The organism is Streptococcus oralis subsp. oralis (genome assembly GCF_002096445.1).
In the GTDB taxonomy this organism is placed as follows: domain Bacteria; phylum Bacillota; class Bacilli; order Lactobacillales; family Streptococcaceae; genus Streptococcus; species Streptococcus oralis_N.
In genome coordinates this window covers 878,170-903,323 of the sequence record NZ_NCUK01000013.1, presented here as the reverse complement: position 1 = coordinate 903,323, position 25,154 = coordinate 878,170, and the positions used below count along the sequence as shown (strand labels likewise).

General features: G+C 41.5%; 21 protein-coding genes, 1 tRNA gene and 1 pseudogene. All 23 read left to right on the top strand.

Annotated features, from left to right (window positions below):
• The first annotated feature begins 1 nt into the window (after position 1).
• The 23 genes and pseudogenes from recN (at position 2) to B7721_RS07650 (ending at position 25,006) form a co-directional block, all read left to right on the top strand.
• A complete protein-coding gene (gene recN / locus B7721_RS07765; RefSeq protein ID WP_000923552.1) occupies positions 2 to 1,669 on the top strand; it encodes a DNA repair protein RecN in 1,668 nt (555 codons plus the stop codon).
• The gene (locus tag B7721_RS07760; protein WP_000133311.1) at positions 1,670 to 2,398 is read left to right on the top strand and encodes a metallophosphoesterase; all 729 of its coding nucleotides are present in this window, start codon (positions 1,670 to 1,672) and stop codon (positions 2,396 to 2,398) included. It begins immediately after the preceding gene.
• A 78-nt stretch (positions 2,399 to 2,476) separates the two neighbouring features.
• On the top strand, positions 2,477 to 4,300 hold the full coding sequence (gene lepA, locus B7721_RS07755; RefSeq protein ID WP_084878399.1) for a translation elongation factor 4: 1,824 nt from the start codon (positions 2,477 to 2,479) through the stop codon (positions 4,298 to 4,300).
• Positions 4,301 to 4,444: 144 nt separating this feature from the next.
• Positions 4,445 to 5,068 (top strand): hypothetical protein, encoded by a 624-nt coding sequence (locus tag B7721_RS07750; RefSeq protein WP_084878397.1) that lies wholly within the window; start codon positions 4,445 to 4,447, stop codon positions 5,066 to 5,068.
• Between the two features lie 81 nt (positions 5,069 to 5,149).
• Complete coding sequence (dprA, locus tag B7721_RS07745; RefSeq protein ID WP_061586937.1) at positions 5,150 to 5,998, top strand: DNA-processing protein DprA; 849 nt, start codon at positions 5,150 to 5,152, stop codon at positions 5,996 to 5,998.
• A 117-nt stretch (positions 5,999 to 6,115) separates the two neighbouring features.
• Complete coding sequence (topA, locus tag B7721_RS07740) at positions 6,116 to 8,203, top strand: type I DNA topoisomerase (RefSeq protein ID WP_057489171.1); 2,088 nt, start codon at positions 6,116 to 6,118, stop codon at positions 8,201 to 8,203.
• Positions 8,204 to 8,309: 106 nt separating this feature from the next.
• Positions 8,310 to 8,669 (top strand): YbaN family protein, encoded by a 360-nt coding sequence (locus tag B7721_RS07735; RefSeq protein WP_001220350.1) that lies wholly within the window; start codon positions 8,310 to 8,312, stop codon positions 8,667 to 8,669.
• 93 nt (positions 8,670 to 8,762) lie between these two features.
• The gene (locus B7721_RS07730; protein WP_000638804.1) at positions 8,763 to 9,395 is read left to right on the top strand and encodes a copper homeostasis protein CutC; all 633 of its coding nucleotides are present in this window, start codon (positions 8,763 to 8,765) and stop codon (positions 9,393 to 9,395) included.
• A gap of 43 nt (positions 9,396 to 9,438) precedes the next feature.
• Positions 9,439 to 10,095 carry an MmcQ/YjbR family DNA-binding protein gene (locus tag B7721_RS07725; protein ID WP_042902189.1) on the top strand — a complete coding sequence of 219 codons (657 nt, stop codon included), beginning with the start codon at positions 9,439 to 9,441 and terminating at the stop codon, positions 10,093 to 10,095.
• Between the two features lie 314 nt (positions 10,096 to 10,409).
• Positions 10,410 to 11,972: a 2-isopropylmalate synthase gene (locus B7721_RS07720; protein WP_042902190.1), complete on the top strand. Its 1,563-nt coding sequence runs from the start codon at positions 10,410 to 10,412 to the stop codon at positions 11,970 to 11,972.
• 11 nt (positions 11,973 to 11,983) lie between these two features.
• Positions 11,984 to 13,021, top strand: coding sequence for a 3-isopropylmalate dehydrogenase (leuB, locus tag B7721_RS07715; RefSeq protein ID WP_084878394.1), 1,038 nt, complete (start codon positions 11,984 to 11,986; stop codon positions 13,019 to 13,021).
• Positions 13,018 to 13,287: a DUF1294 domain-containing protein gene (locus tag B7721_RS07710; protein WP_084878392.1), complete on the top strand. Its 270-nt coding sequence runs from the start codon at positions 13,018 to 13,020 to the stop codon at positions 13,285 to 13,287. The genes leuB and B7721_RS07710 overlap by 4 nt, the downstream gene beginning before the upstream one ends.
• Positions 13,288 to 13,290: 3 nt before the next feature.
• Positions 13,291 to 14,673 (top strand): 3-isopropylmalate dehydratase large subunit, encoded by a 1,383-nt coding sequence (leuC, locus tag B7721_RS07705; RefSeq protein ID WP_084878390.1) that lies wholly within the window; start codon positions 13,291 to 13,293, stop codon positions 14,671 to 14,673.
• Between the two features lie 9 nt (positions 14,674 to 14,682).
• Complete coding sequence (leuD, locus tag B7721_RS07700; protein WP_000410640.1) at positions 14,683 to 15,276, top strand: 3-isopropylmalate dehydratase small subunit; 594 nt, start codon at positions 14,683 to 14,685, stop codon at positions 15,274 to 15,276.
• Positions 15,277 to 15,303: 27 nt separating this feature from the next.
• Positions 15,304 to 16,083 (top strand): L-threonylcarbamoyladenylate synthase, encoded by a 780-nt coding sequence (locus tag B7721_RS07695; RefSeq protein WP_000160505.1) that lies wholly within the window; start codon positions 15,304 to 15,306, stop codon positions 16,081 to 16,083.
• Positions 16,084 to 16,463: 380 nt separating this feature from the next.
• Complete coding sequence (locus tag B7721_RS07685; RefSeq protein WP_084878388.1) at positions 16,464 to 17,045, top strand: PD-(D/E)XK nuclease family protein; 582 nt, start codon at positions 16,464 to 16,466, stop codon at positions 17,043 to 17,045.
• The gene (locus B7721_RS07680) at positions 17,042 to 17,533 is read left to right on the top strand and encodes a hypothetical protein (protein WP_084878386.1); all 492 of its coding nucleotides are present in this window, start codon (positions 17,042 to 17,044) and stop codon (positions 17,531 to 17,533) included. The genes B7721_RS07685 and B7721_RS07680 overlap by 4 nt, the downstream gene beginning before the upstream one ends.
• 156 nt (positions 17,534 to 17,689) lie before the next feature.
• A pseudogene (locus B7721_RS07675) lies at positions 17,690 to 18,223 on the top strand (5-methylcytosine restriction system specificity protein McrC); the annotation flags it as partial.
• A gap of 174 nt (positions 18,224 to 18,397) precedes the next feature.
• Entirely contained in the window at positions 18,398 to 19,384 is a 987-nt protein-coding gene (locus tag B7721_RS07670; protein WP_000931163.1) for a GMP reductase, read from the top strand.
• A 67-nt stretch (positions 19,385 to 19,451) separates the two neighbouring features.
• Positions 19,452 to 19,523, top strand: a tRNA-Arg gene (locus B7721_RS07665).
• 183 nt (positions 19,524 to 19,706) lie between these two features.
• Positions 19,707 to 20,405: a ribonuclease III gene (gene rnc / locus B7721_RS07660; RefSeq protein ID WP_000661472.1), complete on the top strand. Its 699-nt coding sequence runs from the start codon at positions 19,707 to 19,709 to the stop codon at positions 20,403 to 20,405.
• A complete protein-coding gene (smc, locus tag B7721_RS07655) occupies positions 20,396 to 23,935 on the top strand; it encodes a chromosome segregation protein SMC (protein WP_084878382.1) in 3,540 nt (1,179 codons plus the stop codon). The genes rnc and smc overlap by 10 nt, the downstream gene beginning before the upstream one ends.
• A 144-nt stretch (positions 23,936 to 24,079) precedes the next feature.
• Positions 24,080 to 25,006, top strand: a complete 927-nt coding sequence (locus tag B7721_RS07650) for a bifunctional riboflavin kinase/FAD synthetase (RefSeq protein ID WP_042902197.1) — start codon at positions 24,080 to 24,082, stop codon at positions 25,004 to 25,006.
• The last annotated feature ends 148 nt before the right edge of the window (positions 25,007 to 25,154 follow it).

The window sequence follows — 25,154 nt, the reverse complement described above, 5'->3', positions numbered from 1 at the left end:
TATGTTACTTGAAATTTCGATAAAAAACTTTGCCATTATTGAGGCGATTTCGCTCAATTTTGAAAAGGGTATGACTGTTTTAACCGGGGAAACGGGTGCTGGAAAGTCTATCATTATTGACGCTATGAATCTCATGTTGGGGGCTCGTGCAACGACAGACGTTATTCGTCATGGTGCGCCAAAGGCAGAGATTGAGGGGCTTTTTTCGGTTGAAAATAGTCGCCTTTTACAGGAACTTTTTGAAGAGCAAGGTTTAGAATTGGGTGATGAGATTATCATCCGCCGGGAAATTTTGCAAAATGGTCGTAGTGTTAGTCGCGTGAATGGTCAGATGGTCAATCTTTCTGTCTTGCGTGCCATTGGGCAACACCTTGTGGATATCCATGGTCAGCATGACCAAGAGGAGTTAATGCGTCCTCAACTGCACATCCAGATGTTGGATGAGTTTGGTGATGCTGCTTTCTTGGACTTGAAGGAGACCTATCAGACGAGCTTTGATGCCTATCGCAAAATGCGCAAGCAGGTTTTGGAAGTCAAGAAAAACCAGCAGGAACATAAGGCTCGTATTGAGATGTTGGAATTTCAAATGGCAGAGATTGAGGCAGCGAACTTACAGGCTGGTGAAGACTTAGCTCTCAACCAAGAACGAGATAAACTCCTCAATCATAAAAATATTGCGGATACGCTAACCAATGCCTACAGTATGCTGGACAATGAGGAATTCTCCAGTCTTGCTAATGTCCGTTCAGCCATGAATGACATGGAAAGTGTTGAAGAATACGCCCCTGAATACCGTGAAATTTCAAGTTCTCTGTCTGAGACCTACTATGTTTTAGAAGATATTACAAAGCGTTTGGAAGATATTATTGAGGACTTGGATTTTGATGGCAATCGTCTCATGCAGGTTGAAAATCGCTTAGACCTTATAAATACTATTACACGCAAGTACGGTGGAACTGTGGACGATGTTTTGCTTTATTTTGCCAAGATTACGGAAGAGTACAATCTCTTGACTGGAAATAATCTTTCTTCCGAAGATATGGAAGCAGAACTCAAGAAATTGGAAGTTAATCTTGTTGATTTGGCAGGTCAGCTTGCATCTGCTCGCCATGATTTGGCCCAGCAGCTTGAGGCTGAGATTAAACAAGAACTTCAGGATCTCTATATGGAGAAGGCACAGTTCCAGGTTCGCTTTAGTAAGAGTAAATTCAGCCGTGAAGGAAATGAAACAGTTGGGTTTTATATTTCTACCAATCCAGGTGAAGACTTTAAACCCTTGGTCAAAGTTGCATCTGGTGGGGAATTATCCCGCCTCATGCTAGCTATTAAATCCGCCTTTTCTCGTAAGGAAGGTAAGACCAGTATTGTCTTTGATGAGGTGGATACGGGAGTTTCAGGTCGTGTAGCCCAGGCCATTGCTCAAAAGATTCATAAGATTGGCCAGCATGGTCAGGTTTTAGCTATTTCTCACCTTCCACAAGTAATTGCGATCGCGGATTATCAATTCTTTATTGAGAAGATTAGCGATGAGCACTCTACGGTGTCGACGGTTCGTCTCTTGACCTTAGAAGAGCGAGTAGAGGAAGTCGCTAAAATGTTGGCTGGGGAAAATGTAACTGAAGCTGCCCTTACCCAAGCTAGAGAATTATTGCAAACGAGGGAGAAATAAATGACAGACTATTATGTAATTGGAGATGTTCACGGAAAGGCAGGTATGCTAGAAGACCTTCTCAAAACATGGGATGGTCACACCCCGTTGCTCTTTCTAGGGGATTTGATTGACCGTGGTGAAGACAGTCGCCGTGTTCTAGAAATGGTCAAAGACTTGGTCGACAATCATGGAGCTATCTGTCTATCAGGAAACCATGAGTATATGTTTCTGACTTGGCTCGATGATCCAGAAGAAAGCTATGACCATTATCGTCGCAATGGTGGAGATACAACTATTAACTCTATTTTAGGTCGTCCCTTGGATGCACCAGTTGATGGCGTAGAAGATGCCAAACGTGTTGCGACAGAAGCAGCAGACTTGGTCGAATTTATTCGTCAAATGCCATTTGTAGTAGAGACAGACAAGTATATCTTTGTTCATGCGGGTATTGACTTGACCTTGGATGATTGGCATGAAACTACAGATTATAAGAAAGTATGGCTCAGAAAACCATTCCACGAAGCTGAAAATCATACCGGGAAGACCATTGTCTTTGGGCATACACCAGTTTATGGTTTGCTCAAGCAAGACCGAGGTACTGCTGAGCTTTGGATAACAGATGATGGCAAGATTGGCATGGATGGAGGAGCTGTCTATGGTGGTGTCCTTCATGGAATCGTCTTTACAGACCAAGGAATGGCCGAACACCACTTTATCGAGAATGATGGCTTTATTGCCGAAGATTAGTACTCCTAGCAGGGTATGGTCTTGTCAAAATGTTAAAAACAATTTATAATTAATAGATACCCTGAAAGGAAGAGCATCATGAACTTAGAAGATTTGAAAAAACGACAGGAGAAGATTCGGAACTTCTCTATTATCGCCCATATTGACCATGGGAAGTCAACGCTGGCAGACCGCATTTTGGAAAAGACGGAGACGGTTTCTAGTCGTGAAATGCAAGCCCAACTTCTGGATAGTATGGATCTTGAGCGTGAACGTGGGATTACCATTAAACTCAATGCCATTGAGCTCAATTATACTGCAAAAGATGGAGAAACCTATATTTTCCACTTGATTGACACGCCAGGGCACGTGGACTTTACCTATGAAGTTTCGCGTTCACTAGCAGCCTGTGAAGGGGCGATTTTGGTGGTTGATGCGGCCCAAGGAATTGAGGCACAAACTCTTGCCAACGTTTATCTAGCCTTGGACAATGATTTGGAAATTCTGCCCGTCATTAACAAGATTGACCTACCAGCAGCTGATCCAGAGCGTGTGCGTACAGAGATTGAGGATGTTATCGGACTGGATGCCAGTGAAGCGGTTTTAGCTTCAGCCAAAGCTGGTATTGGGATTGAAGAGATTCTTGAGCAGATCGTTGAAAAAGTTCCAGCTCCAACGGGTGATGTTGCAGCACCACTCAAAGCTTTGATTTTCGACTCTGTTTACGATGCTTACCGTGGGGTTATCCTGCAAGTGCGTGTTATGGACGGAGTGGTCAAACCTGGCGATAAGATTCAGCTCATGAGCAATGGCAAGACCTTTGATGTGACGGAAGTTGGTATTTTCACACCGAAAGCAGTCGGGCGCGATTTCCTTGCGACTGGTGATGTTGGTTATATTGCGGCTTCTATAAAGACGGTTCAAGATACCCGTGTGGGTGATACAGTGACCCTAGCAAGCAATCCTGCCGCAGAACCGCTAGATGGCTACAAGCAAATGAATCCTATGGTCTTTGCAGGTCTTTACCCAATCGAGTCAAATAAATACAATGACCTTCGTGAAGCTCTAGAAAAATTACAACTGAATGATGCTAGCCTGCAGTTTGAACCAGAAACATCTCAGGCGCTGGGATTTGGTTTCCGTTGTGGATTCCTTGGACTTCTCCATATGGATGTTATCCAAGAGCGTTTAGAGCGCGAGTTCAACATTGACCTCATCATGACAGCTCCGTCTGTTATTTATAAGGTTAATTTGACCGACGGGGAGTCTATGGATGTGTCTAACCCCTCTGAATTTCCAGACCCAACCAAGATTGCAACTATTGAAGAACCTTATGTTAAGGCGCAAATCATGGTACCGCAGGAGTTTGTCGGAGCAGTGATGGAACTGGCTCAGCGCAAGCGTGGGGACTTTGTGACCATGGACTATATTGATGATAATCGTGTCAATGTTATCTATCAAATTCCACTTGCTGAAATTGTCTTTGACTTCTTTGATAAGCTTAAGTCTTCGACGCGTGGTTATGCAAGCTTTGACTACGAATTGTCAGAGTATCGCCCATCTAAACTGGTCAAAATGGATATCCTTCTCAATGGAGACAAGGTGGACGCCCTTAGCTTTATCGTTCACAAGGATTTTGCCTACGAACGTGGGAAACTCATCGTGGATAAGCTCAAGAAAATCATCCCTCGTCAACAATTTGAGGTGCCGATTCAAGCAGCTATTGGGCACAAAATTGTGGCTCGTACAGATATCAAGGCTCTTCGTAAGAACGTACTTGCCAAATGTTATGGTGGTGACGTTTCTCGTAAACGCAAACTCCTTGAAAAACAAAAAGCTGGTAAGAAACGCATGAAAGCTATCGGATCAGTAGAAGTCCCACAAGAAGCCTTCCTTAGCGTCTTAAGCATGGATGAAGAATAGAATTATAAAATAAAACTCTTGAAGATTTTTCAAGAGTTTTTGCTTTAAATGTGAGCTATAAAATCGCAAACTAACAGAATGGATTAGGTTAGAATTTGACAGAAGTCCTTATTTTTCTTATAATGCAAATGGAAAGGTGGTAGGATGAAAAAATTATTAATTTTAGGTACTGTAGTTACTGTTAGTGCTTTTTTAGCTTCATGTTCCAATAAATCGCAAACAGCAACCGAAGAAAGTTCGTCTGCAGTTGTTAGTTCTTCTAGCAGTCAAGAAACGAGTAGCTCTAGCTCTGCCGTTTCTGAAGCGAAAAAGGAAGAGACGCAAATCATCGGATCGAATGAGTATGGCTTTGTCAAGGTACCCAAATCATGGGTTCAATTCCATGAAGTAGAAGGTGGAAATGATATACAGTATAGTGATGGAACAGATATCAATATTGTTACGCTGAATACCTTCAAGGCTGAGCAGTTCAATATCAGCGAAGAAGAATATGCTAAACTGGATGTTGTGACTGTCTCATCTAGTATTTTGACTTCCAAAGAACAAAACTCTGATTTCAGTAAGGTTTGGGGCTCCAAATCGACCATTGGAGGCTATGAAGCCTATGTTGTCAATGCAATTGCTAAATCAGGGAAATACCTCGTTACCTGGGTTTTCCGATCAAATGATGGTAAAATCCGCTATGTTTCACTTGAAGGGGATGGGGAAACTTTAAAAACAATCTTACCGATGGTTGAAAGTAGCTGGTCAACTACTAAAGCTGAATAAATGAAAAAAAGAAGATCCTTGGTCTTCTTTTTATTTTTTTTACGAATAGATAGATGAGTAGAAAAAGAAATGGAGTTGTATATGAAGATCACAAACTATGAGATTTACAAATTGAGAAAAGCTGGGCTGACCAATCAACAAATTTTAACTGTTCTTGAATACGACGAGACTGTAGATCAGGAGCTCTTGCTAGGTGATATTGCAGAAATATCTGGGTGTCGTAATCCTGCTGTCTTTATGGAACGCTATTTCCAGATAGATGATGCACAGTTGGAGAAGGAGTTTCAGAAATTTCCATCCTTTTCTATTCTTGATGACTGTTATCCTTGGGATCTGAGTGAGATTTATGATGCTCCAGCACTCTTATTTTATAAAGGAAATCTAGACCTGTTGAAATTTCCAAAGGTTGCTGTTGTAGGGAGTCGTTCATGTTCTAGTCAGGGAGCAAAGTCGGTCCAGAAAGTCATTCAAGGTTTGGAAAACGAGTTAATTGTGGTCAGTGGTTTAGCCAAAGGGATTGATACCGCCGCCCATATGGCTGCACTCCAGAATGGAGGAAGAACGATTGCAGTGATTGGAACAGGATTGGATGTTTTTTATCCCCGAGCCAATAAACGTTTGCAGGAACACATTGGCAATCACCATTTGGTACTTAGCGAGTACGGACCTGGTGAGGAACCCTTGAAATTTCACTTTCCAGCTCGTAATCGAATCATAGCAGGACTATGTCGAGGGGTCATTGTAGCAGAGGCAAGGATGCGTTCTGGTAGTCTTATTACTTGTGAGCGAGCTATGGAAGAAGGGCGTGATGTCTTTGCCATTCCAGGAAACATTTTAGATGGGCATTCAGATGGCTGTCACCACCTGATTCAAGAGGGAGCAAAGCTGATTTCCAGCGGTCAAGATGTGTTGGCTGAGTTTGAATTTTAAGGAGAAATTTGTTCACTCAGATAAACTTTTCTTCTATATATAGGACTTAGGTCTTGACAGCTATAGAAAAATGGTTTACACTTTATAAAGTTTATTACTTTGAAAAGGTGTGATAGTGTGGCTACGGCAACAAAGAAGAAAAAATCAACAGTTAAAAAAAATCTAGTCATCGTGGAGTCGCCTGCTAAGGCGAAAACGATTGAGAAATATCTAGGCAGAAATTATAAGGTTTTAGCCAGTGTCGGGCATATCCGTGATTTGAAAAAATCCAGTATGTCAGTCGACATTGAAAATAACTATGAACCACAGTATATTAATATCCGAGGAAAAGGTCCTCTCATCAATGACTTAAAAAAAGAAGCTAAAAAGGCCAATAAAGTCTTTCTGGCGAGTGACCCGGACCGTGAAGGAGAAGCAATTTCCTGGCATTTGGCTCACATTCTCAACTTGGATGAGAATGATGCCAACCGTGTAGTCTTTAATGAAATCACCAAAGACGCAGTAAAAAATGCCTTTAAAGAACCTCGCAAGATTGATATGGACTTGGTCGACGCCCAACAAGCTCGTCGAGTCTTAGACCGCTTGGTAGGGTATTCGATTTCGCCTATTTTGTGGAAAAAGGTCAAGAAGGGCTTATCAGCAGGACGCGTGCAGTCTGTTGCCCTTAAACTCATCATTGACCGTGAAAATGAAATCAATGCCTTCCAACCAGAAGAATACTGGACAATTGATGGTGTCTTTAAGAAGGGAACCAAGCAATTTCAGGCTTCTTTCTATGGTATGAATGGCAAAAAGATGAAATTGACCACTAATGAAGAAGTCAAAGAAGTCCTGTCCCATTTGACTAGCAAAGATTTCACAGTAGACCAGGTGGATAAGAAAGAACGCAAACGCAATGCGCCACTACCTTATACGACTTCAACCATGCAGATGGATGCTGCTAACAAAATCAATTTCCGTACTCGAAAGACTATGATGGTGGCTCAGCAGCTTTATGAAGGGATCAATATCGGATCAGGTGTGCAAGGTTTGATTACCTATATGCGTACAGACTCGACTCGTATCAGTCCTGTGGCTCAGAACGAAGCAGCAAGCTATATTAACGACCGCTTTGGTAGCAAGTATTCCAAGCATGGTAGCAAGGTCAAGAATGCCTCAGGTGCTCAGGATGCCCACGAAGCCATTCGTCCATCTAGTGTCTTTAACACACCAGAAAGCATCGCTAAGTACTTGGACAAAGACCAGCTCAAGCTCTATACTCTTATCTGGAACCGTTTTGTGGCCAGCCAGATGACAGGCGCTATCTTTGATACCATGGCTGTTAAGCTATCTCAAAATGGAGTTCAGTTTGCGGCAAATGGAAGCCAAGTTAAGTTTGATGGTTATCTTGCTATCTACAACGACTCTGACAAGAACAAGATGTTGCCAGATATGGCTGTTGGAGATGTGGTCAAGCAGGTCAATAGCAAGCCAGAACAACATTTCACTCAACCGCCAGCTCGCTATTCGGAAGCGACTCTTATCAAGACCTTGGAAGAAAATGGAGTTGGACGCCCGTCAACCTATGCTCCGACCATTGAAACTATCCAAAAACGTTACTACGTTCGTCTGGCAGCTAAACGTTTTGAACCAACAGAGTTGGGAGAAATTGTCAATAAACTCATTGTTGAATATTTCCCAGATATCGTAAACGTTACCTTCACAGCTGAAATGGAAGGAAAACTAGATGATGTCGAGGTTGGAAAAGAGCAGTGGCAACGGGTCATTGATGAATTTTATAAACCATTCTCTAAAGAAGTGGCCAAGGCTGAATCCGAAATGGAAAAAATCCAGATCAAGGATGAGCCAGCTGGATTTGACTGTGAAGTTTGTGGCAGTCCAATGGTGATTAAGCTCGGTCGTTTTGGTAAATTCTATGCTTGTAGCAATTTCCCGGACTGTCGTCACACACAAGCAATTGTCAAAGAGATTGGAGTCGAGTGTCCAAGCTGTCATCAAGGACAAATCATCGAACGCAAAACCAAGCGCAATCGTATCTTCTATGGTTGCAATCGTTACCCAGAATGTGAATTTACTTCCTGGGACAAACCAATTGGCCGTGACTGTCCAAAATGTGGACACTTCCTTGTGGAGAAAAAGGTCCGTGGTGGTGGTAAGCAGGTTGTATGTAGTAATGGCGATTACGAAGAGGAAAAAATTAAATAAAATGCAGAGTCCTGAAAATGAATTTCAGGCTCTTTTTACTTGAAGCTTGACAAATTTCCCCCTTGTGTGCGAAACTAGAGGAAGAGTAATTTATCTAGGAGAAATTATGCGTATCATTTATCTCTGTATTGGCTTTATTTCACTGGCTTTAGCTGTTATTGGAGTTGTCCTACCACTTTTACCAACAACGCCCTTCCTTTTGTTAGCTATCGCTTGCTTTTCAAAATCTTCTAAGCGTTTTGAAGACTGGCTTTATCATACAAAGCTTTATCAGACCTATGTAGCTGACTTTCGCGAGACCAAGTCTATTGCGCGAGAACGAAAGAAAAAAATCATCGTATCTATCTATATCTTGATGGGGATTTCTATTTATTTTGCCCCTCTTTTGCCAGTCAAAATCGGTCTAGGAGCCTTGACTATCTTTATCACCTACTATCTCTTTAAAGTTATTCCTGACAAAGAATAGATAAAAATAGTAGTTATTTGCCTTGATAAAAATGAAAGCATATTTAAAACAATATGATATAATAAATTTAAAGAAAACATCAAGGAGAATCAAATGATTTACGAATTTTGTGCTGAAAATGTGACCTTGCTTGAAAAAGCGATGCAGGCTGGAGCTCGTCGAATCGAACTTTGTGACAATCTAGCAGTAGGAGGAACAACACCTAGCTATGGAGTGACCAAGGCAGCGGTTGAACTGGCAGCTAACTACGACACCACCATCATGACTATGATTCGTCCCCGTGGTGGCGACTTTGTCTATACTGATCTTGAAATAGCAATCATGCTAGAAGACATTCGTTTAACTGCACAAGCTGGAAGTCAAGGTGTTGTATTTGGTGCTTTAACTGCTGATAAGAAGTTGGACAAGGTTAATCTTGAGAAGCTGATTGCCGCATCAAAAGGAATGGAAATTGTCTTCCACATGGCCTTTGATGAATTGAGTGATGAAGATCAGTTGGAAGCTATTGACTGGCTCAGCCAAGCTGGTGTCACTCGTATCTTGACTCGTGCTGGTGTGTCTGGTGACTCGCTAGAGAAACGTTTCGCTCATTATCACAGAATTTTGGAACATGCTAAAGGTAAAATTGAAATCTTGCCAGGTGGTGGGATTGATTTGGACAACCGTCAAACCTTTATCGAACAGTTGGGCGTGACACAATTGCATGGAACTAAGGTTGTCTTTTAAAAAATAGAAAGGAACTGCTAGCTTTGGGTAGCAGTTTTCACTTATGTTTGAAATTTTTAAATCCTATCAGTTTAATAAAGAAAAAGCCCATGCCTATGGTTTTGTGGAAAATGGGGAAGTCTGGACCTATAGTTGCCAGATTTTGCAGGGTGAATTTTTCATGACACTCTCCATCACTCCTGATAATGTGAGCTTTCAGGTTTTTGACCAGGAAACGGGAGATCTCTATCCTCAAGTTCATATGGAAAGCATGCGTGGGAGTTTTGTCGGAAGTGTCCGTGAGGCTTGTTTGGAGATTCTTTACCAGATTCGGAAGGCTTGCTTTGATGTACAGGATTTTATCTGCCCTCAGACTAAGCGTATCATGGATAAGGTTCAGGAAAAGTATGGTGATCCGTTGGAGTATCTGTGGGAAAAGTCGCCTGATACAGCTGTATTGCGTCATGAAGGCAATCAAAAGTGGTATGCTGTTTTGATGAGAATCCCATGGGATAAGCTGGAAAAGGGGAGAGAAGGGCTAGTCGAAGCAGTCAACCTCAAACACGACCAAGTAGCTGACCTGTTTTCACAAAAGGGTATTTATCCAGCTTTTCATATGAATAAACGCTACTGGCTTAGTCTGGCACTTGATGATAGTTTGCAAGATGAAGAAGTGATAGAACTCATCGAAAAAAGTTGGAACTTGACTGTGAAAAAATAAGGAAAGTTACTTGAGTTTTCAAATACTTTCAATTAGCAAAATATTCTTTACTGAAGAAATTTTCAGAAAATAATGGATTTTTTCTTGACAAGTGTTTTTAGCTATGCTAAAATACTAAACAAGATATCAAACGAAGGAGAAAGTCAAACATGAAAACAGCTAAGTTTAATCAATTTGCTTTGTTGTTGAGGTACTCGGGCTAGTGCAAAAGCATTAGTCCTGTTTGGCTTACCAAGCGGGAGTAAATCAACATCTCGCTTGGGCTTCTGAGCGAGATGTTTTTTTAAAACCACATTTGGAAAAGGGGAAATCTTATGCGTAAAGTTGAATTTTTTGATACAAGCCTTCGTGATGGGGAGCAAACACCTGGTGTTAACTTCTCAATAAAGGAAAAAGTTTCCATTGCAAGACAGCTGGAGAAATGGGGAATTTCTGTAATTGAAGCTGGTTTTCCTGCTGCCAGTCCAGATTCATTTATAGCCGTTCAAGAAATTGCTAAAGTCATGAAAAAAACAGCAGTGACAGGATTAGCTCGTTCTGTAAAATCTGATATTGATGCTTGTTATGAGGCTCTTAAGGATGCCAAGTATCCACAAATTCATGTCTTTATCGCTACCAGTCCGATTCACCGCAAGTATAAGCTCAATAAAAGCAAGGAAGAGATTTTAGAAGCTATTAAGGAGCATGTTTCTTACGCACGTTCTAAGTTTGAAATCGTCGAATTCTCTCCTGAGGATGCGACTAGAACAGAGTTGGATTTCCTCTTACAAGTCGTTCAAACAGCGGTTGATGCAGGTGCATCTTATATCAATATCCCTGACACAGTTGGTTTTACGACTCCAGAAGAGTTTGCACGTATCTTTGATCACTTGACTGAAAATATTAAATCAGATCATAAAGTTGTCTTTGGTGTCCACTGTCACGATGATCTCGGTATGGCAACTGCAAATACTTTGACAGCAATTAAACACGGTGCTGGACGTGTCCAGGGAACTATTAATGGTATCGGTGAACGCGCAGGTAATGTTGCTCTTGAAGAAGTAGCTGTTGCTTTGAAGATTCGTGAGGATTTCTTCCAAGCAACTAGTGATATTGTTTTGGATGAAACAATGAATACGTCTGAAATGGTTTCTCGCTTCTCTGGTATTCCAGTTCCTAAAAACAAGGCTGTCGTTGGTGGCAATGCCTTCTCTCATGAATCGGGCATTCACCAAGATGGAGTCCTTAAAAATCCTCTCACTTATGAGATCATCACACCTGAATTGGTCGGTGTTAAGAGTAATAGCCTTCCGCTTGGAAAATTGTCTGGTCGCCATGCCTTTGTTGAGAAACTAAGAGAATTGGCTCTAGATTTTACAGAAGAGGATATCAAACCACTCTTCGCTAAGTTCAAGGCACTGGCGGACAAGAAACAAGAAATCACAGATGCAGATATTCGAGCTCTGGTAGCTGGAACCATGGTTGAAAATCCAGAAGGCTTCCATTTTGATGATTTGCAACTTCAAACCCATGCAGATAATGAGATTGAAGCGCTCGTTAGCCTAGCCAATATGGATGGTGAGAAAGTCGAATTCAATGCGACAGGGCAAGGTTCCGTTGAAGCAATCTTTAACGCTATCGATAAGTTCTTTAACCAATCTGTCCGCTTGGTGTCCTATACCATTGATGCTGTAACAGATGGAATCGATGCCCAAGCTCGGGTTTTGGTCACTGTTGAAAACAGAGATACCGAAACCATCTTTAACGCAGCAGGTCTTGATTTCGATGTATTGAAGGCTTCCGCTATTGCCTATATCAATGCCAATACTTTTGTTCAAAAAGAGAATGCAGGTGAGATGGGGCATAGCGTTTCCTACCGAGACATGCCTAGTGTGTAAAGGAGAAGGCTATGACAAAGAAAATAGTAGCTCTAGCAGGGGATGGAATCGGTCCAGAAATCATGGAAGCTGGTTTAGCGGTTCTGGAAGCTCTAGCTTCAAAAACAGGATTTGACTATGAGATAGACAGACGCCCCTTTGGAGGTGCGGGTATTGATGCTGTGGGGCATCCCTTACCTGATGAAACCCTCAAGGCATGTAGAGAAGCAGATGCTATTCTCCTTGCGGCTATCGGTAGTCCTCAGTATGATGGGGCAGCGATTCGACCTGAACAAGGCTTGCTGGCTCTTCGTAAGGAACTCAATCTTTATGCCAATATTCGCCCTGTAAAAATCTTTGATAGTCTTAAGCATTTGTCACCACTTAAACCAGAACGAATTACTGGTGTAGACTTTGTCGTGGTACGTGAGTTGACAGGTGGGATTTACTTTGGGGATCATATCCTTGAAGAGCGCAAAGCGCGTGATATCAACGACTACAGCTATGAGGAAGTAGAGCGGATCATTCGCAAGGCATTTGAAATTGCAAGAAGTCGCAGAAAAATCGTTACTAGTATCGATAAGCAAAATGTTCTAGCAACATCAAAACTCTGGCGCAGAGTAGCTGAGGAAGTCGCGCAGGATTTCCCAGATGTGACCTTGGAACACCAGTTGGTGGACTCAGCTGCCATGATTATGATTACCAATCCTGCCAAGTTTGATGTCATCGTGACGGAAAATCTTTTCGGAGATATCTTATCTGATGAATCAAGCGTTCTATCAGGCACACTTGGTGTCATGCCATCAGCTAGTCATTCTGAAAAAGGTCCAAGTCTTTATGAGCCTATTCACGGTTCAGCGCCTGATATTGCAGGTCAAGGAATTGCCAACCCTATCTCCATGATTTTGTCAGTTGCTATGATGTTGAGAGATAGCTTTGGACGTTATGAGGATGCGGAGCGTATCGAACATGCTGTAGAAGCTAGTTTGGAAGCAGGAATTTTAACGAGAGATATTGGAGGACAGGCTTCGACCAAGGAAATGACAGAAGCCATCATTGAAAGATTATGAAGATAAATGAAGGAATCACGCTAGCTCTCTTGATTTGGAATTTACTGATTTTCTTGATTTATGGCATTGACAAATCCAAGGCAAGAAGAGGTGCTTGGCGCATCCCAGAGAAAATCTTACTCATTTTGGCTCTTACTTGTGGTGGTTTTGGTGCCTGGTTGGCAGGAATGACCTTTCACCACAAGACTAGAAAATGGTATTTTAAAACAGTTTGGTTTCTCGGGATGGTAACCACACTAGTAGCCTTATATTTTATTTGGAGGTAATGGATGGCAGGAAAATCAATTTTTGATAAATTATGGGACCGCCATGTCATCACAGGAGAAGAAGGGCAGCCCCAACTCATGTATGTGGACCAGCACTATATTCATGAAGTGACCAGTCCCCAAGCTTTTCAAGGATTAAGAGATGCGGGCCGCAGATTGAGACGACCAGACTTGACATTTGGGACCTTTGACCACAATGTCCCAACGGTCAATATCTACGATATTCGAGATGTGATTTCTAAGGCCCAAATTGATAAGCTTGCTGAAAATGTTGAGGAGTTTGGGATTGAACATGCAGCCCACGGTTCTGAAAAGCAGGGAATCGTTCACATGGTAGGTCCAGAGACAGGACGGACGCAACCAGGAAAATTCATCGTTTGTGGAGACAGTCACACAGCTACTCACGGAGCTTTCGGAGCTATCGCCTTTGGGATTGGGACTAGTGAGGTCGAGCATGTCTTTGCTACCCAGACCCTCTGGCAGGTCAAACCCAAGAAAATGCTGGTAGAATTCACCGGTGTTCCTCAAAAAGGAGTTTATTCTAAGGATTACATTCTCGCCTTAATTGCCAAGTATGGCGTTGCTTGTGGTGTAGGATATGTGGTGGAATATCGTGGGAAAGCGATTGATGCACTGACCATGGAAGAGAGAATGACTATCTGCAATATGTCCATCGAGTTTGGTTCTAAGATGGGAATTATGAATCCAGACCAGACTACCTATGACTATCTCAAGGGACGGGAATGCGTTCCCGAAGCTTTCGAGGAGGCTGTTGCTGACTGGAAGACGCTTGTCAGCGATGACGATGCTGTTTATGATAAGGTTATCCGGATGGATGTCTCAGACTTGGCTCCTATGGTGACCTGGGGAACCAATCCTGCTATGGGCGTCGACTTTGACAGTAGTTTTCCAGAAATTAAGGATATGAACGATGAACGTGCTTATCATTACATGGACTTGGAGCCTGGTCAAAAGCCAGAGGATATTGAACTAGGATATATCTTTATCGGGTCTTGTACCAATGCTCGTCTCAGCGATTTACAACTGGCCGCGCGATTTGTCAAAGGGAAGAAGATTGCTCCCAATCTAACAGCAATTGTAGTGCCAGGCTCTCGTCCTGTCAAACGAGCTGCGGAGAAATTGGGCTTGGATAAAGTATTCTTAGACGCTGGCTTTGAGTGGCGAGACCCTGGTTGCTCAATGTGCCTAGGGATGAATCCTGACAAGGTCCCTGATGGGGTCCACTGTGCCTCAACCAGTAACCGCAACTTTGAAGATAGACAGGGATTTGGCGCTAAGACTCATCTCTGCAGTCCAGCCATGGCAGCAGCAGCAGCTATCGCAGGGCGTTTCGTAGATGTTCGACAGATGCCAGAAGCCCAGTAAGGAGAGGATATGGAGAAATTTACAGTTTATACGGGAACGACCGTTCCTCTCATGAATGATAACATCGACACCGACCAAATCCTACCCAAGCAGTTTCTCAAGTTGATTGATAAGAAAGGCTTTGGCAAGTACCTCATGTATGCTTGGCGTTATCTGGACGATAACTACACTGAGGATCCAGACTTTGTCTTTAACCGACCTGAATACCGAAAAGCCAGTATCCTCATCTCGGGGGATAACTTTGGTGCGGGGTCTTCGAGGGAACACGCAGCTTGGGCTCTAGCTGACTATGGTTTTAAGGTCGTGATTGCAGGTTCTTTTGGGGACATTCATTACAATAATGAACTCAATAATGGCATGTTGCCCATTGTTCAGCCTAGGGAGGTTAGAGAAAAGCTAGCCCAACTCAAACCGACCGACCAGGTAACTGTGGACTTGGAACAACAAAAAATCATCTCACCAGTTGGAGAATTCACTTTCGAAATAGATAGCGAGTGGAAACACAAGCTCTTAAATGGTTTGGATGATATCGGTATTACTTTGCAGTATGAAGACTTGATTGCTGCTTATGAAAAACAACGTCCAGCCTACTGGCAGGATTAGAAAAAATAGAAAAGGAACTATAGAACTATGACAAAACACATTCAATGGAACGGAACACTTTCACAAGAAGGCTATGACATTTTAAAAGGTGAGGGCGGATGTATCGTTTGTCCTACTAAAGTTGGTTACATTATCATGACTAGCGATAAGGCAGGTCTTGAACGCAAATTTGAAGCCAAAGAGCGTAACCGTAACAAACCAGGTGTTGTTCTCTGCGGTAGCATGGACGAGCTTCGCGCTTTAGCACAACTCAACCCAGAAATTGAAGCCTTCTATCAAAAACATTGGGATGAAGACATTCTCCTTGGTTGCATCCTTCCATGGAAACCAGAAGCTTTTGAAAAACTCAAAGCATACGGTGATGGCCGTGAAGAACTTATGACTGACGTGCGTGGTACTAGCTGTTTTGTTATCAAATTCGGGAAAGCTGGTGAACAATTGGCTGCCAAACTTTGGGAAGAAGGCAAAATGGTCTATGCCTCATCAGCTAACCCATCTGGAAAAGGAAACCGTGGTAAGGTAGAAGGAATCGGAGAACGTATCGAAGGAGCAGTGGACCTTGTCATCGAAGCAGATGACTACGTTGCTTCTATCCAACCAGACAAAACGATTGAAACGCGCTACGAGCAAGGTGTGATGGTTTCTATGGTCGATAAGGACGGAAAACTCATCCCAGAACAAGGTGGAGCACGTTCAACCTCACCAGCGCCAGTTGTTATCCGCAAAGGGCTTGACATTGATAAAATCATGATGCACCTGTCAGATACCTTTAACTCATGGGACTACCGTCAGGGTGAGTATTATTAGAATGTAGAAGAAGTGGGGAGAAAATAATCTCTCCTCTTTCTTTTGTTGTTTATATAAGAAAATCTGAACATTTGAATTGAATTTTTAAATTTATTAAAAAAAACTGTACTTTGGTTTATAATGAATTAAGAAAACGTCGGAAAAGAGGTAGGAGTGCGAGAGCATAGGGAGGTCATTATAAAAGAAATGAGACATCGATATGTTAATGAATTTCCAATTTTTGATTACGAAGATATTCAATTGGTTCCAAATAAATGTGTGATTAAAAGCCGTGTAGAAGCGGATACAAGTGTCACTCTAGGAAATCACACTTTTAAATTTTTATGGTATAATAAAAACAAGTAAAAATATATTAACTATCATAGTAAAGGGATTGTAATATGGAAAATTATAATGAGTTATTAGCTCTTAGAAAGAAAATAGAAAATACACTGAATTATCAACTTTCACTTAGTAATTTGGAATTATATCACAGCAATCTATTTGCTGTTGTTCTGGAAAAGTCTGAATTTATTAATCATGAATTTTTTAGTGATGTTATCAATATAAATAAAAAATATACAGACTTGAAGGTATTCAGAGAAAAAAACTCGATTGATTTAACAATTGAGGTAACTGCTGAAGATGGACAGATTCATGTTATTTTTATAGAAAATAAAGTTAAGTCTTTACCTGACCAAAGTCAATTAGTTCGTTATTCTGAAAAAAATTCTAATGCTAAAGGGATACTTCTTAGTTTAGTTAAACCTGGATTTGATTTGCCTGATAGTTGGTTTAGAAGAAGTTATGGTGAGTTAACTGAGTATTATAAAGATTTGCTTGATAAAGTAGATGAGACTTTTAGATTATTCTTAATAGATTATATTGAATATATGGAGAATGTGAAAGAATTTATTGGAAAGGTAAGTTATGGTAAATCATACTTTTTGAAGAGTCTATTAATAAAGTACTTGAAGGTATGAGATTAAGGTCAGTTATCGAGAAGATTCATTATGCGAATTTAGAGAGTCAGATTGCTGATTTAGGGTATAAAACATACTCTGATAGAATAAGAGGAGAGCATTTTTTTGGAATCAATTTTCCTATCGATGGTACTACGTCATCATTTGATATCCAGATACAAGGAAATCAATATAGACATAAGGTTAATTTTTCTATTGAAGATAAAGCAAAATTAGTTGATTTAGAAAGAATATGTGAGATTATAAAAGAGGAAACTTGTTTGTATAATTTCAATTTAGAGGATAATTCAATTTTAGAAAAATCATCTTCAAGAAAAAAATGGAAAACATATGGTAAACAAGATTATTATGATTATGCCCGTATAAAAAAACAGGTATCTAGTGAAGATTTAATTGTTTATATAAGAACGGATGTTGAAAAAATTCAAGCGGATTTGCAAAATGTTAAAAATATTTTTTTAGAAAATATTAAATCAACAACTAAGTAAAAGATACTAAACAAGAAAACAGTTTTCGTTGTGCGGGGCAAAAAATATTGATCTGCTCTTTATTTTTAGAATAGAAAACGATTACAATTTTTATGATGTTAGCATGTGTAATTGTGGTATAATTTAAGAGATACTAGGTCTAATTTACTTGAAATAAAGCTTTGCCTGATGATCCTAAATAGAGAGAAGCATGGGTTAGGATATCAAGAGCAAAAAATCCATGGTATTCTTTTTGATGTTTCCTGGCTTTGGGAAGAGTATGTTTATACCTTGTTGCCAAAAGATTTCATCTATCCACGAAATAAGGATAAGACGGACGGTATTTCAGTATTTTCTAATCGTGAAAGAAAAGTATATCCAGATTTTTATGACAGAGAACGAAAGATTGTCCTAGATGCAAAATATAAAAAACTGGAGTTTACTGAAAAGGGAATTAACCGCGAGGACTTGTTCCAGCTGATTTCCTATTCTTATATTTTAAAAGCTGAGAAAGCTGGACTGATTTTTCCTAGTATGGAGCAGTCAGTAAATAGTGAAATAGGAAAATTAGCTGGTTATGGAGCTCAATTGAAGAAGTGGTCTATCCAAATCCCTCAGAATGCTTCATCTTACAATGAATTTTGTAAAATGATGGAAAACTCAGAAGAAAATTTTAAAGCGATTATTGATGAAGAAGTGGGGAGAAAATAGTCTCTTCACTTTTTTCGCTATTTATATAAACAATTCCCGAACGATATAATTTGATTATTAAAAATATTTGACAAAAACTGTACTTTGGTTTATAATATGTCAAGGAAACGTCGGAAAAAGGCGTAGAGATGCGCAAGCATAGGTAGGTCATTACAAAAGAAACGAGACATCGATATGTTAAATGAATTTCCAATTTTTGATTATGAAGATATTCAGTTGATCCCAAATAAATGTGTCATTAAAAGCCGTGCAGAAGCAGACACGAGTGTCACACTTGGAAATCACACTTTCAAACTACCTGTTGTACCAGCAAATATGCAGACGATTTTGGATGAGAACGTAGCAGAGCAACTTGCTAAAGGCGGTTACTTTTACATTATGCATCGTTTTGATGAGGCTGGGCGCATTCCTTTTATCAAACGCATGCACGATCAAGGACTCATTGCTTCTATTTCAGTTGGTGTCAAGGATTACGAGTATGATTTTGTTAGCCAACTCAAGGCTGATGCTCCTGAGTATATCACGATTGATATTGCTCATGGTCATGCGGATAGCGTGATTTCTATGATTCAACACATCAAGAAAGAATTACCAGACACTTTTGTCATTGCTGGTAACGTAGGAACACCAGAAGCTGTCCGTGAATTAGAAAATGCTGGAGCGGATGCCACTAAGGTTGGAATCGGTCCTGGTAAGGTTTGTATCACCAAGGTCAAAACTGGTTTTGGTACAGGTGGCTGGCAGTTGGCAGCACTTCGCTGGTGTGCTAAAGCAGCGCGTAAACCGATCATTGCTGATGGTGGGATTCGTACTCATGGTGATATAGCCAAGTCTATCCGTTTCGGTGCCAGCATGGTCATGATTGGTTCCCTTTTTGCAGGACATATCGAAAGCCCAGGAAAGACGATTGAAGTTGACGGTGAACAATTCAAAGAATACTATGGTTCAGCTTCTCAATACCAAAAAGGAGCATATAAAAATGTGGAAGGTAAGCGCATCTTACTGCCTGCTAAAGGGCATTTGCAAGACACCCTTACTGAGATGGAGCAGGACTTGCAAAGTGCTATTTCCTACGCAGGTGGACGCAAGGTTGCTGACCTCAAACACGTTGATTATGTGATCGTGAAAAACTCTATCTGGAACGGGGATGCATCCCACTAATGGATGGGTAGTCCACCCATAAAAAACTTGTTATTAGAGCAAATTTTTGTTATAATAAGACAAGTTTCCACCCTTAGTGTAATGGATATCACGTAAGATTCCGGTTCTTGAGATGGGGGTTCGATTCCCTCAGGGTGGATGTAAAAAGCCTATGAAAGCCTTACTTAAGGCTTTTTTCTTTATTTCGCTCCAAATTTGTCCCTAAAATTGAAAAGTTTGTTCTAAAAAATGCTCAAATCCCCTCTAGTCCCGTTTTAAAGTGACTCAGAGGGCTTTTTTTGATATAATAAGAAGGACTGTTATCAGTTAGAAAGAGGTTGGTATGAAAGAATTACAAACTGTACTGAAGAAGCGTTTTGCAATCGAATTTGCAGACAAAAACTTACTGGAAACGGCTTTTACCCATACGAGTTATGCCAATGAGCACCGCCTCTTAAAAATTTCACACAATGAGCGCTTGGAATTTTTAGGAGACGCTGTTCTGCAATTATTGATTTCAGAATATCTGTATAAAAAATATCCTAAGAAACCGGAGGGAGATTTGTCTAAACTCCGTGCTATGATTGTCCGTGAGGAGAGTTTGGCTGGTTTTGCGCGTGATTGCCAGTTTGATCAGTTTATCAAGCTAGGAAAAGGAGAAGAAAAGTCTGGTGGGCGCAATCGTGACACCATTCTTGGAGATGCCTTTGAAGCCTTTTTGGGAGCATTGCTTTTGGACAAGGATGTTGCTAGAGTAAAAGAATTTATCTATCAGGTCATGATTCCCAAGGTTGAAGCAGGTGACTTTGAAATGATTAAGGATTACAAGACACACTTGCAAGAGTTGCTCCAGGTCAATGGCGATGTGGATATTCGCTACCAGGTGACCTCTGAGACGGGGCCTGCCCATGACAAGGTTTTTGATGTAGAAGTTCTGGTTGAGGGCAAGAGTATCGGAAAAGGTCAAGGCCGTTCTAAAAAATTGGCAGAACAAGAGGCCGCCAAAAATGCAGTTGAGAAAGGGCTGGATTCATGTATTTAAAGGAGATTGAGATTCAGGGATTCAAGTCCTTTGCTGACAAGACCAAGGTCGTCTTTGACCAAGGTGTGACAGCTGTCGTTGGGCCCAATGGTTCTGGGAAGTCAAATATCACAGAAAGTTTGCGATGGGCCTTGGGAGAGTCTAGTGTCAAGAGTCTTCGTGGAGGCAAGATGCCCGACATTATCTTTGCTGGAACTGAAAGCCGCAAACCACTCAATTATGCCTCTGTTATCGTGACCTTGGACAATGAAGATGGCTTCATCAAGGATGCAGGGCAAGTCATTAAGGTAGAACGCCATATCTATCGTAGTGGAGATAGCGAGTATCGAATTGATGGCAAGAAAGTGCGCTTGCGTGATATTCATGACCTCTTCTTGGATACAGGTTTGGGACGAGATTCCTTCTCCATCATCTCTCAAGGGAAGGTTGAGGAGATTTTTAATTCCAAGCCAGAGGAACGCCGAGCTATTTTTGAAGAAGCTGCTGGAGTTTTAAAATACAAGACTCGTCGAAAAGAAACAGAGAGTAAACTGCAACAAACTCAGGATAATTTAGACCGCCTTGAAGACATTATCTACGAGTTGGACAATCAAATCAAGCCCCTTGCAAAGCAAGCTGAAAATGCGCGCAAGTTTCTCGACTTGGATGGTCAACGTAAGGCAATTTACTTGGATGTACTGGTTGCCCAAATCAAGGAAAATAAGGCCGAACTAGAGCTGACAGAAGAAGAGCTAACGCAAGTTCAGGAACTCTTGACCAGTTATTACCAAAAACGTGAAGAGTTAGAAGGGGAAAATCAAACTCTTAAAAAGAAACGCCAGGATCTCCAAGCTGAAATGGCCAAGGATCAAGGAAGTTTGATGGATTTGACCAGTCTAATCAGTGACTTAGAGCGAAAACTAGCCCTATCAAAACTGGAATCCGAGCAAGTTGCCCTTAATCAACAAGAAGCACAAGCCCGTTTGGCGACTCTGGAAGATAAGAGAAAGTCTCTAAGTAAGGAAAAGGCTGAAAAAGAAGCGAACTCAGAACAATTAGAGGAAAGACTAGCTGAAAACAACAAGGAACTCAATCGCCTAGAAGCAGAGTTGTTGGCGTTTTCAGATGATCCTGACCAAATGATTGAGCTCTTACGTGAACGTTTTGTGGCCCTTTTACAAGAAGAAGCAGATGTCTCAAACCAGTTGACACGAATAGAGAATGAACTGGAGAACAGCCGTCAACTATCTCAAAAACAAGCTGATCAACTTGAGAAATTGAAAGAACAACTGGCTACAGCTAAAGAGAAGGCCAGTCAACAGCAGGCTGAGCTTGAAACTGCCAAGGAGCAGGTTCAGAAATTATTGGCAGACTATCAAGCTAGTGCCAAGGAGCAAGAAGAGCAGAAGGTTTCTTACCAAGCACAGCAGAGCCAACTCTTTGACCGTCTGGACAGTCTCAAAAACAAACAGGCTCGAGCCCAAAGTTTAGAGAATATCCTTAGAAATCATAGTAATTTTTATGCGGGTGTTAAGAGTGTTCTCCAAGAAAAAGACCGCCTTGGTGGGATCATTGGGGCAGTCAGTGAGCACCTGACCTTTGATGTGCACTATCAAACTGCATTGGAGATTGCGCTTGGAGCTAGCAGTCAACATATCATCGTAGAAGACGAAAACGCGGCAACAAAGGCGATTGATTTCCTAAAACGTAACAGAGCTGGTCGTGCAACCTTTCTTCCACTGACGACTATCAAGGCTCGTACGATTTCTAGTCAGAATCAAGATGCTATCGCTGCAAGTCCAGGATTTCTGGGTATGGCAGATGAGTTGGTGTCGTTTGATAAGAGATTAGAAGCCATTTTCAAGAACTTGCTAGCTACGACAGCGATTTTTGATACTGTAGAACATGCGCGTGCCGCAGCTCGCCAAGTTCGTTATCAGGTTCGCATGGTGACACTGGATGGGACAGAGTTGCGCACAGGTGGTTCCTACGCGGGTGGAGCCAATCGTCAAAACAACAGTATTTTCATCAAGCCAGAGCTGGAACAATTACAAAAAGAAATTGCTGAAGAAGAAGCTGACTTGCGGTCAGAAGAAGCGACTTTGAAGACCTTGCAAGATGAGATGGTAGTATTAACAGAAAGATTAGAAGCTATCAAATCTCAAGGTGAGCAAGCTCGTATTCAGGAGCAAGGCTTGTACCTTGCTTATCAACAAACCAATCAGCAGGTCGAAGAACTGGAAACGCTTTGGAAACTTCAAGAAGAGGAATTAAATCGCCTATCTGAAGGAGATTGGCAAGCGGACAAGGAAAAATGCCAAGAGCGCCTTGCTACTATCACCAGTGAAAAGCAAAATCTGGAAGCTGAGATTGAAGAGATTAAGTCTAACAAAAACGCTATTCAAGAACGTTATCAAAACTTGCAGGAACAGATTTCTCAAGCGCGCTTGCTTAAGTCCGAACTGCAAGGACAAAAACGGTACGAAGTGACTGATATTGAACGCTTAGGCAAGGAACTGGATAATCTGGATATCGAGCAAGAGGAGATTCAGCGTCTCCTCCAAGAAAAGGTTGATAATCTTGAGAAAGTTGATACGGATCTGCTAAATCAGCAGGTGGAAGAGGCCAAAACTCAGAAAACAAACCTCCAACAAGGTTTGATACGCAAACAGTTTGAGTTGGATGATATCGAAGGTCAGCTGGATGATATTGCCATCCATTTGGATCAGGCTCGTCAGCAAAATGAGGAGTGGATTCGCAAACAAACACGTGCTGAAGCCAAGAAAGAAAAGGTCAGCGAACGCTTGCGCTATCTACAAGCTCAATTAACTGACCAGTACCAGATCAGCTACACTGAGGCTCTAGAAAAAGCGCATGAGTTGGAAGAACTCAATCTGGCAGAGCAAGAGGTTAAAGATCTTGAGATAGCTATTCGCTCACTCGGTCCAGTCAATTTGGATGCTATTGAACAGTACGAAGAAGTCCACAACCGTTTGGATTTCCTAAATAGTCAACGAGATGATATTCTGTCTGCTAAAAACCTACTCCTTGAGACCATCACAGAGATGAATGATGAGGTTAAGGAACGCTTTAAATCAACCTTTGAGGCTATTCGTGAGTCCTTTAAAGTGACCTTTAGACAGATGTTTGGTGGAGGTCAGGCAGACTTGATATTAACTGAGGGCGATCTTTTAACAGCTGGTGTGGAGATTTCTGTTCAACCTCCAGGTAAGAAAATCCAATCTCTCAACCTCATGAGTGGTGGTGAAAAAGCCCTATCGGCCTTGGCCTTGTTGTTCTCTATCATTCGAGTCAAAACTATTCCTTTTGTTATCTTGGATGAGGTAGAGGCGGCGCTGGACGAAGCTAATGTTAAACGTTTTGGGGATTACCTCAACCGCTTCGATAAGGATAGTCAGTTTATCGTCGTGACCCACCGTAAGGGAACGATGGCGGCAGCTGATTCTATCTATGGAGTTACCATGCAAGAATCAGGTGTATCTAAGATTGTTTCGGTTAAGTTAAAAGACTTGGAAGAAACAGTAAACTAGTTACCAAACGATAGCATCTCTTAGGAGGTGCTATTTTTTAAAACTCATAGCTTGGAATTGTCTATCAAGGTCAGTTCAGACGCAAAAAACGACATTTGGGATTTCCTCTTAGCGAAAAGACTTGCTCTATGATATAATAGTTTCATGATTACAACAGTACCTATTAAGAACGAAAAAGACATTGCAGTACCGGGAAAAACAGTCCTTGTACTAGGTTATTTTGATGGCATCCACAAGGGGCATCAGAAACTTTTTGAAGTGGCCAGCAAGGCTTCAATGAAGGATTATCTGCCAGTTGTCGTGATGACTTTTACAGAGTCACCAAAACTTGCCTTACAACCTTACCAACCTGAGCTCATGCTCCATATCGTCAATCATGAGGAACGGGAGCACAAGATGAAGTGGCACGGAGTAGAGGCTCTTTTCTTACTGGACTTTAGTAGCAAATTTGCTAGTTTAACGGGTCAAGAATTCTTTGATACTTATGTTAGAGCCTTAAAACCAGCGATTATCGTAGCAGGATTTGATTACACCTTTGGTTCAGATAAGAAAACTGCAGATGACCTGAAGGATTATTTTGATGGAGAGATTATCATTGTTCCTCCGGTCGAGGACGAAAAGGGCAAGATCAGTTCCACACGGATTCGCCAAGCTATTCTTGATGGAGATGTCAAGGAAGTCAACCATCTACTAGGCACACCTCTCCCAACCCGTGGAATGGTCGTTCATGGAAATGCACGAGGACGTACTATCGGTTATCCAACAGCCAATCTGGTCCTCAGAGATCGAACCTATATGCCAGCAGACGGTGTTTACGTAGTCGATATAGAAGTACAACGTCAGAGATATCGTGGAATGGCAAGTGTTGGGAAAAATGTTACTTTCGATGGAGAAGAGCCACGTTTTGAAGTCAACATTTTTGACTTTTCAGATGATATTTATGGTGAGACAGTCATGGTCTACTGGCTAGACCGTGTCCGAGATATGGTCAAATTTGACTCCATCGAAGAGCTCGTAGACCAACTCCAGAAAGACGAAGAGATTGCTCGGAACTGGAAGGATGCTGAGTAGGAAATTGGAGTTTTATATAAAATCATCCATACTTTAGATTCTTATTTCTAAATCATGACCACCCGTCTAACGGGTGGTTTGTACCAGAGCTATAAGCCCAAATTACCAGCCAGCGCCTAAAGACGCTGGCTTTCACGTTGTTCAATCC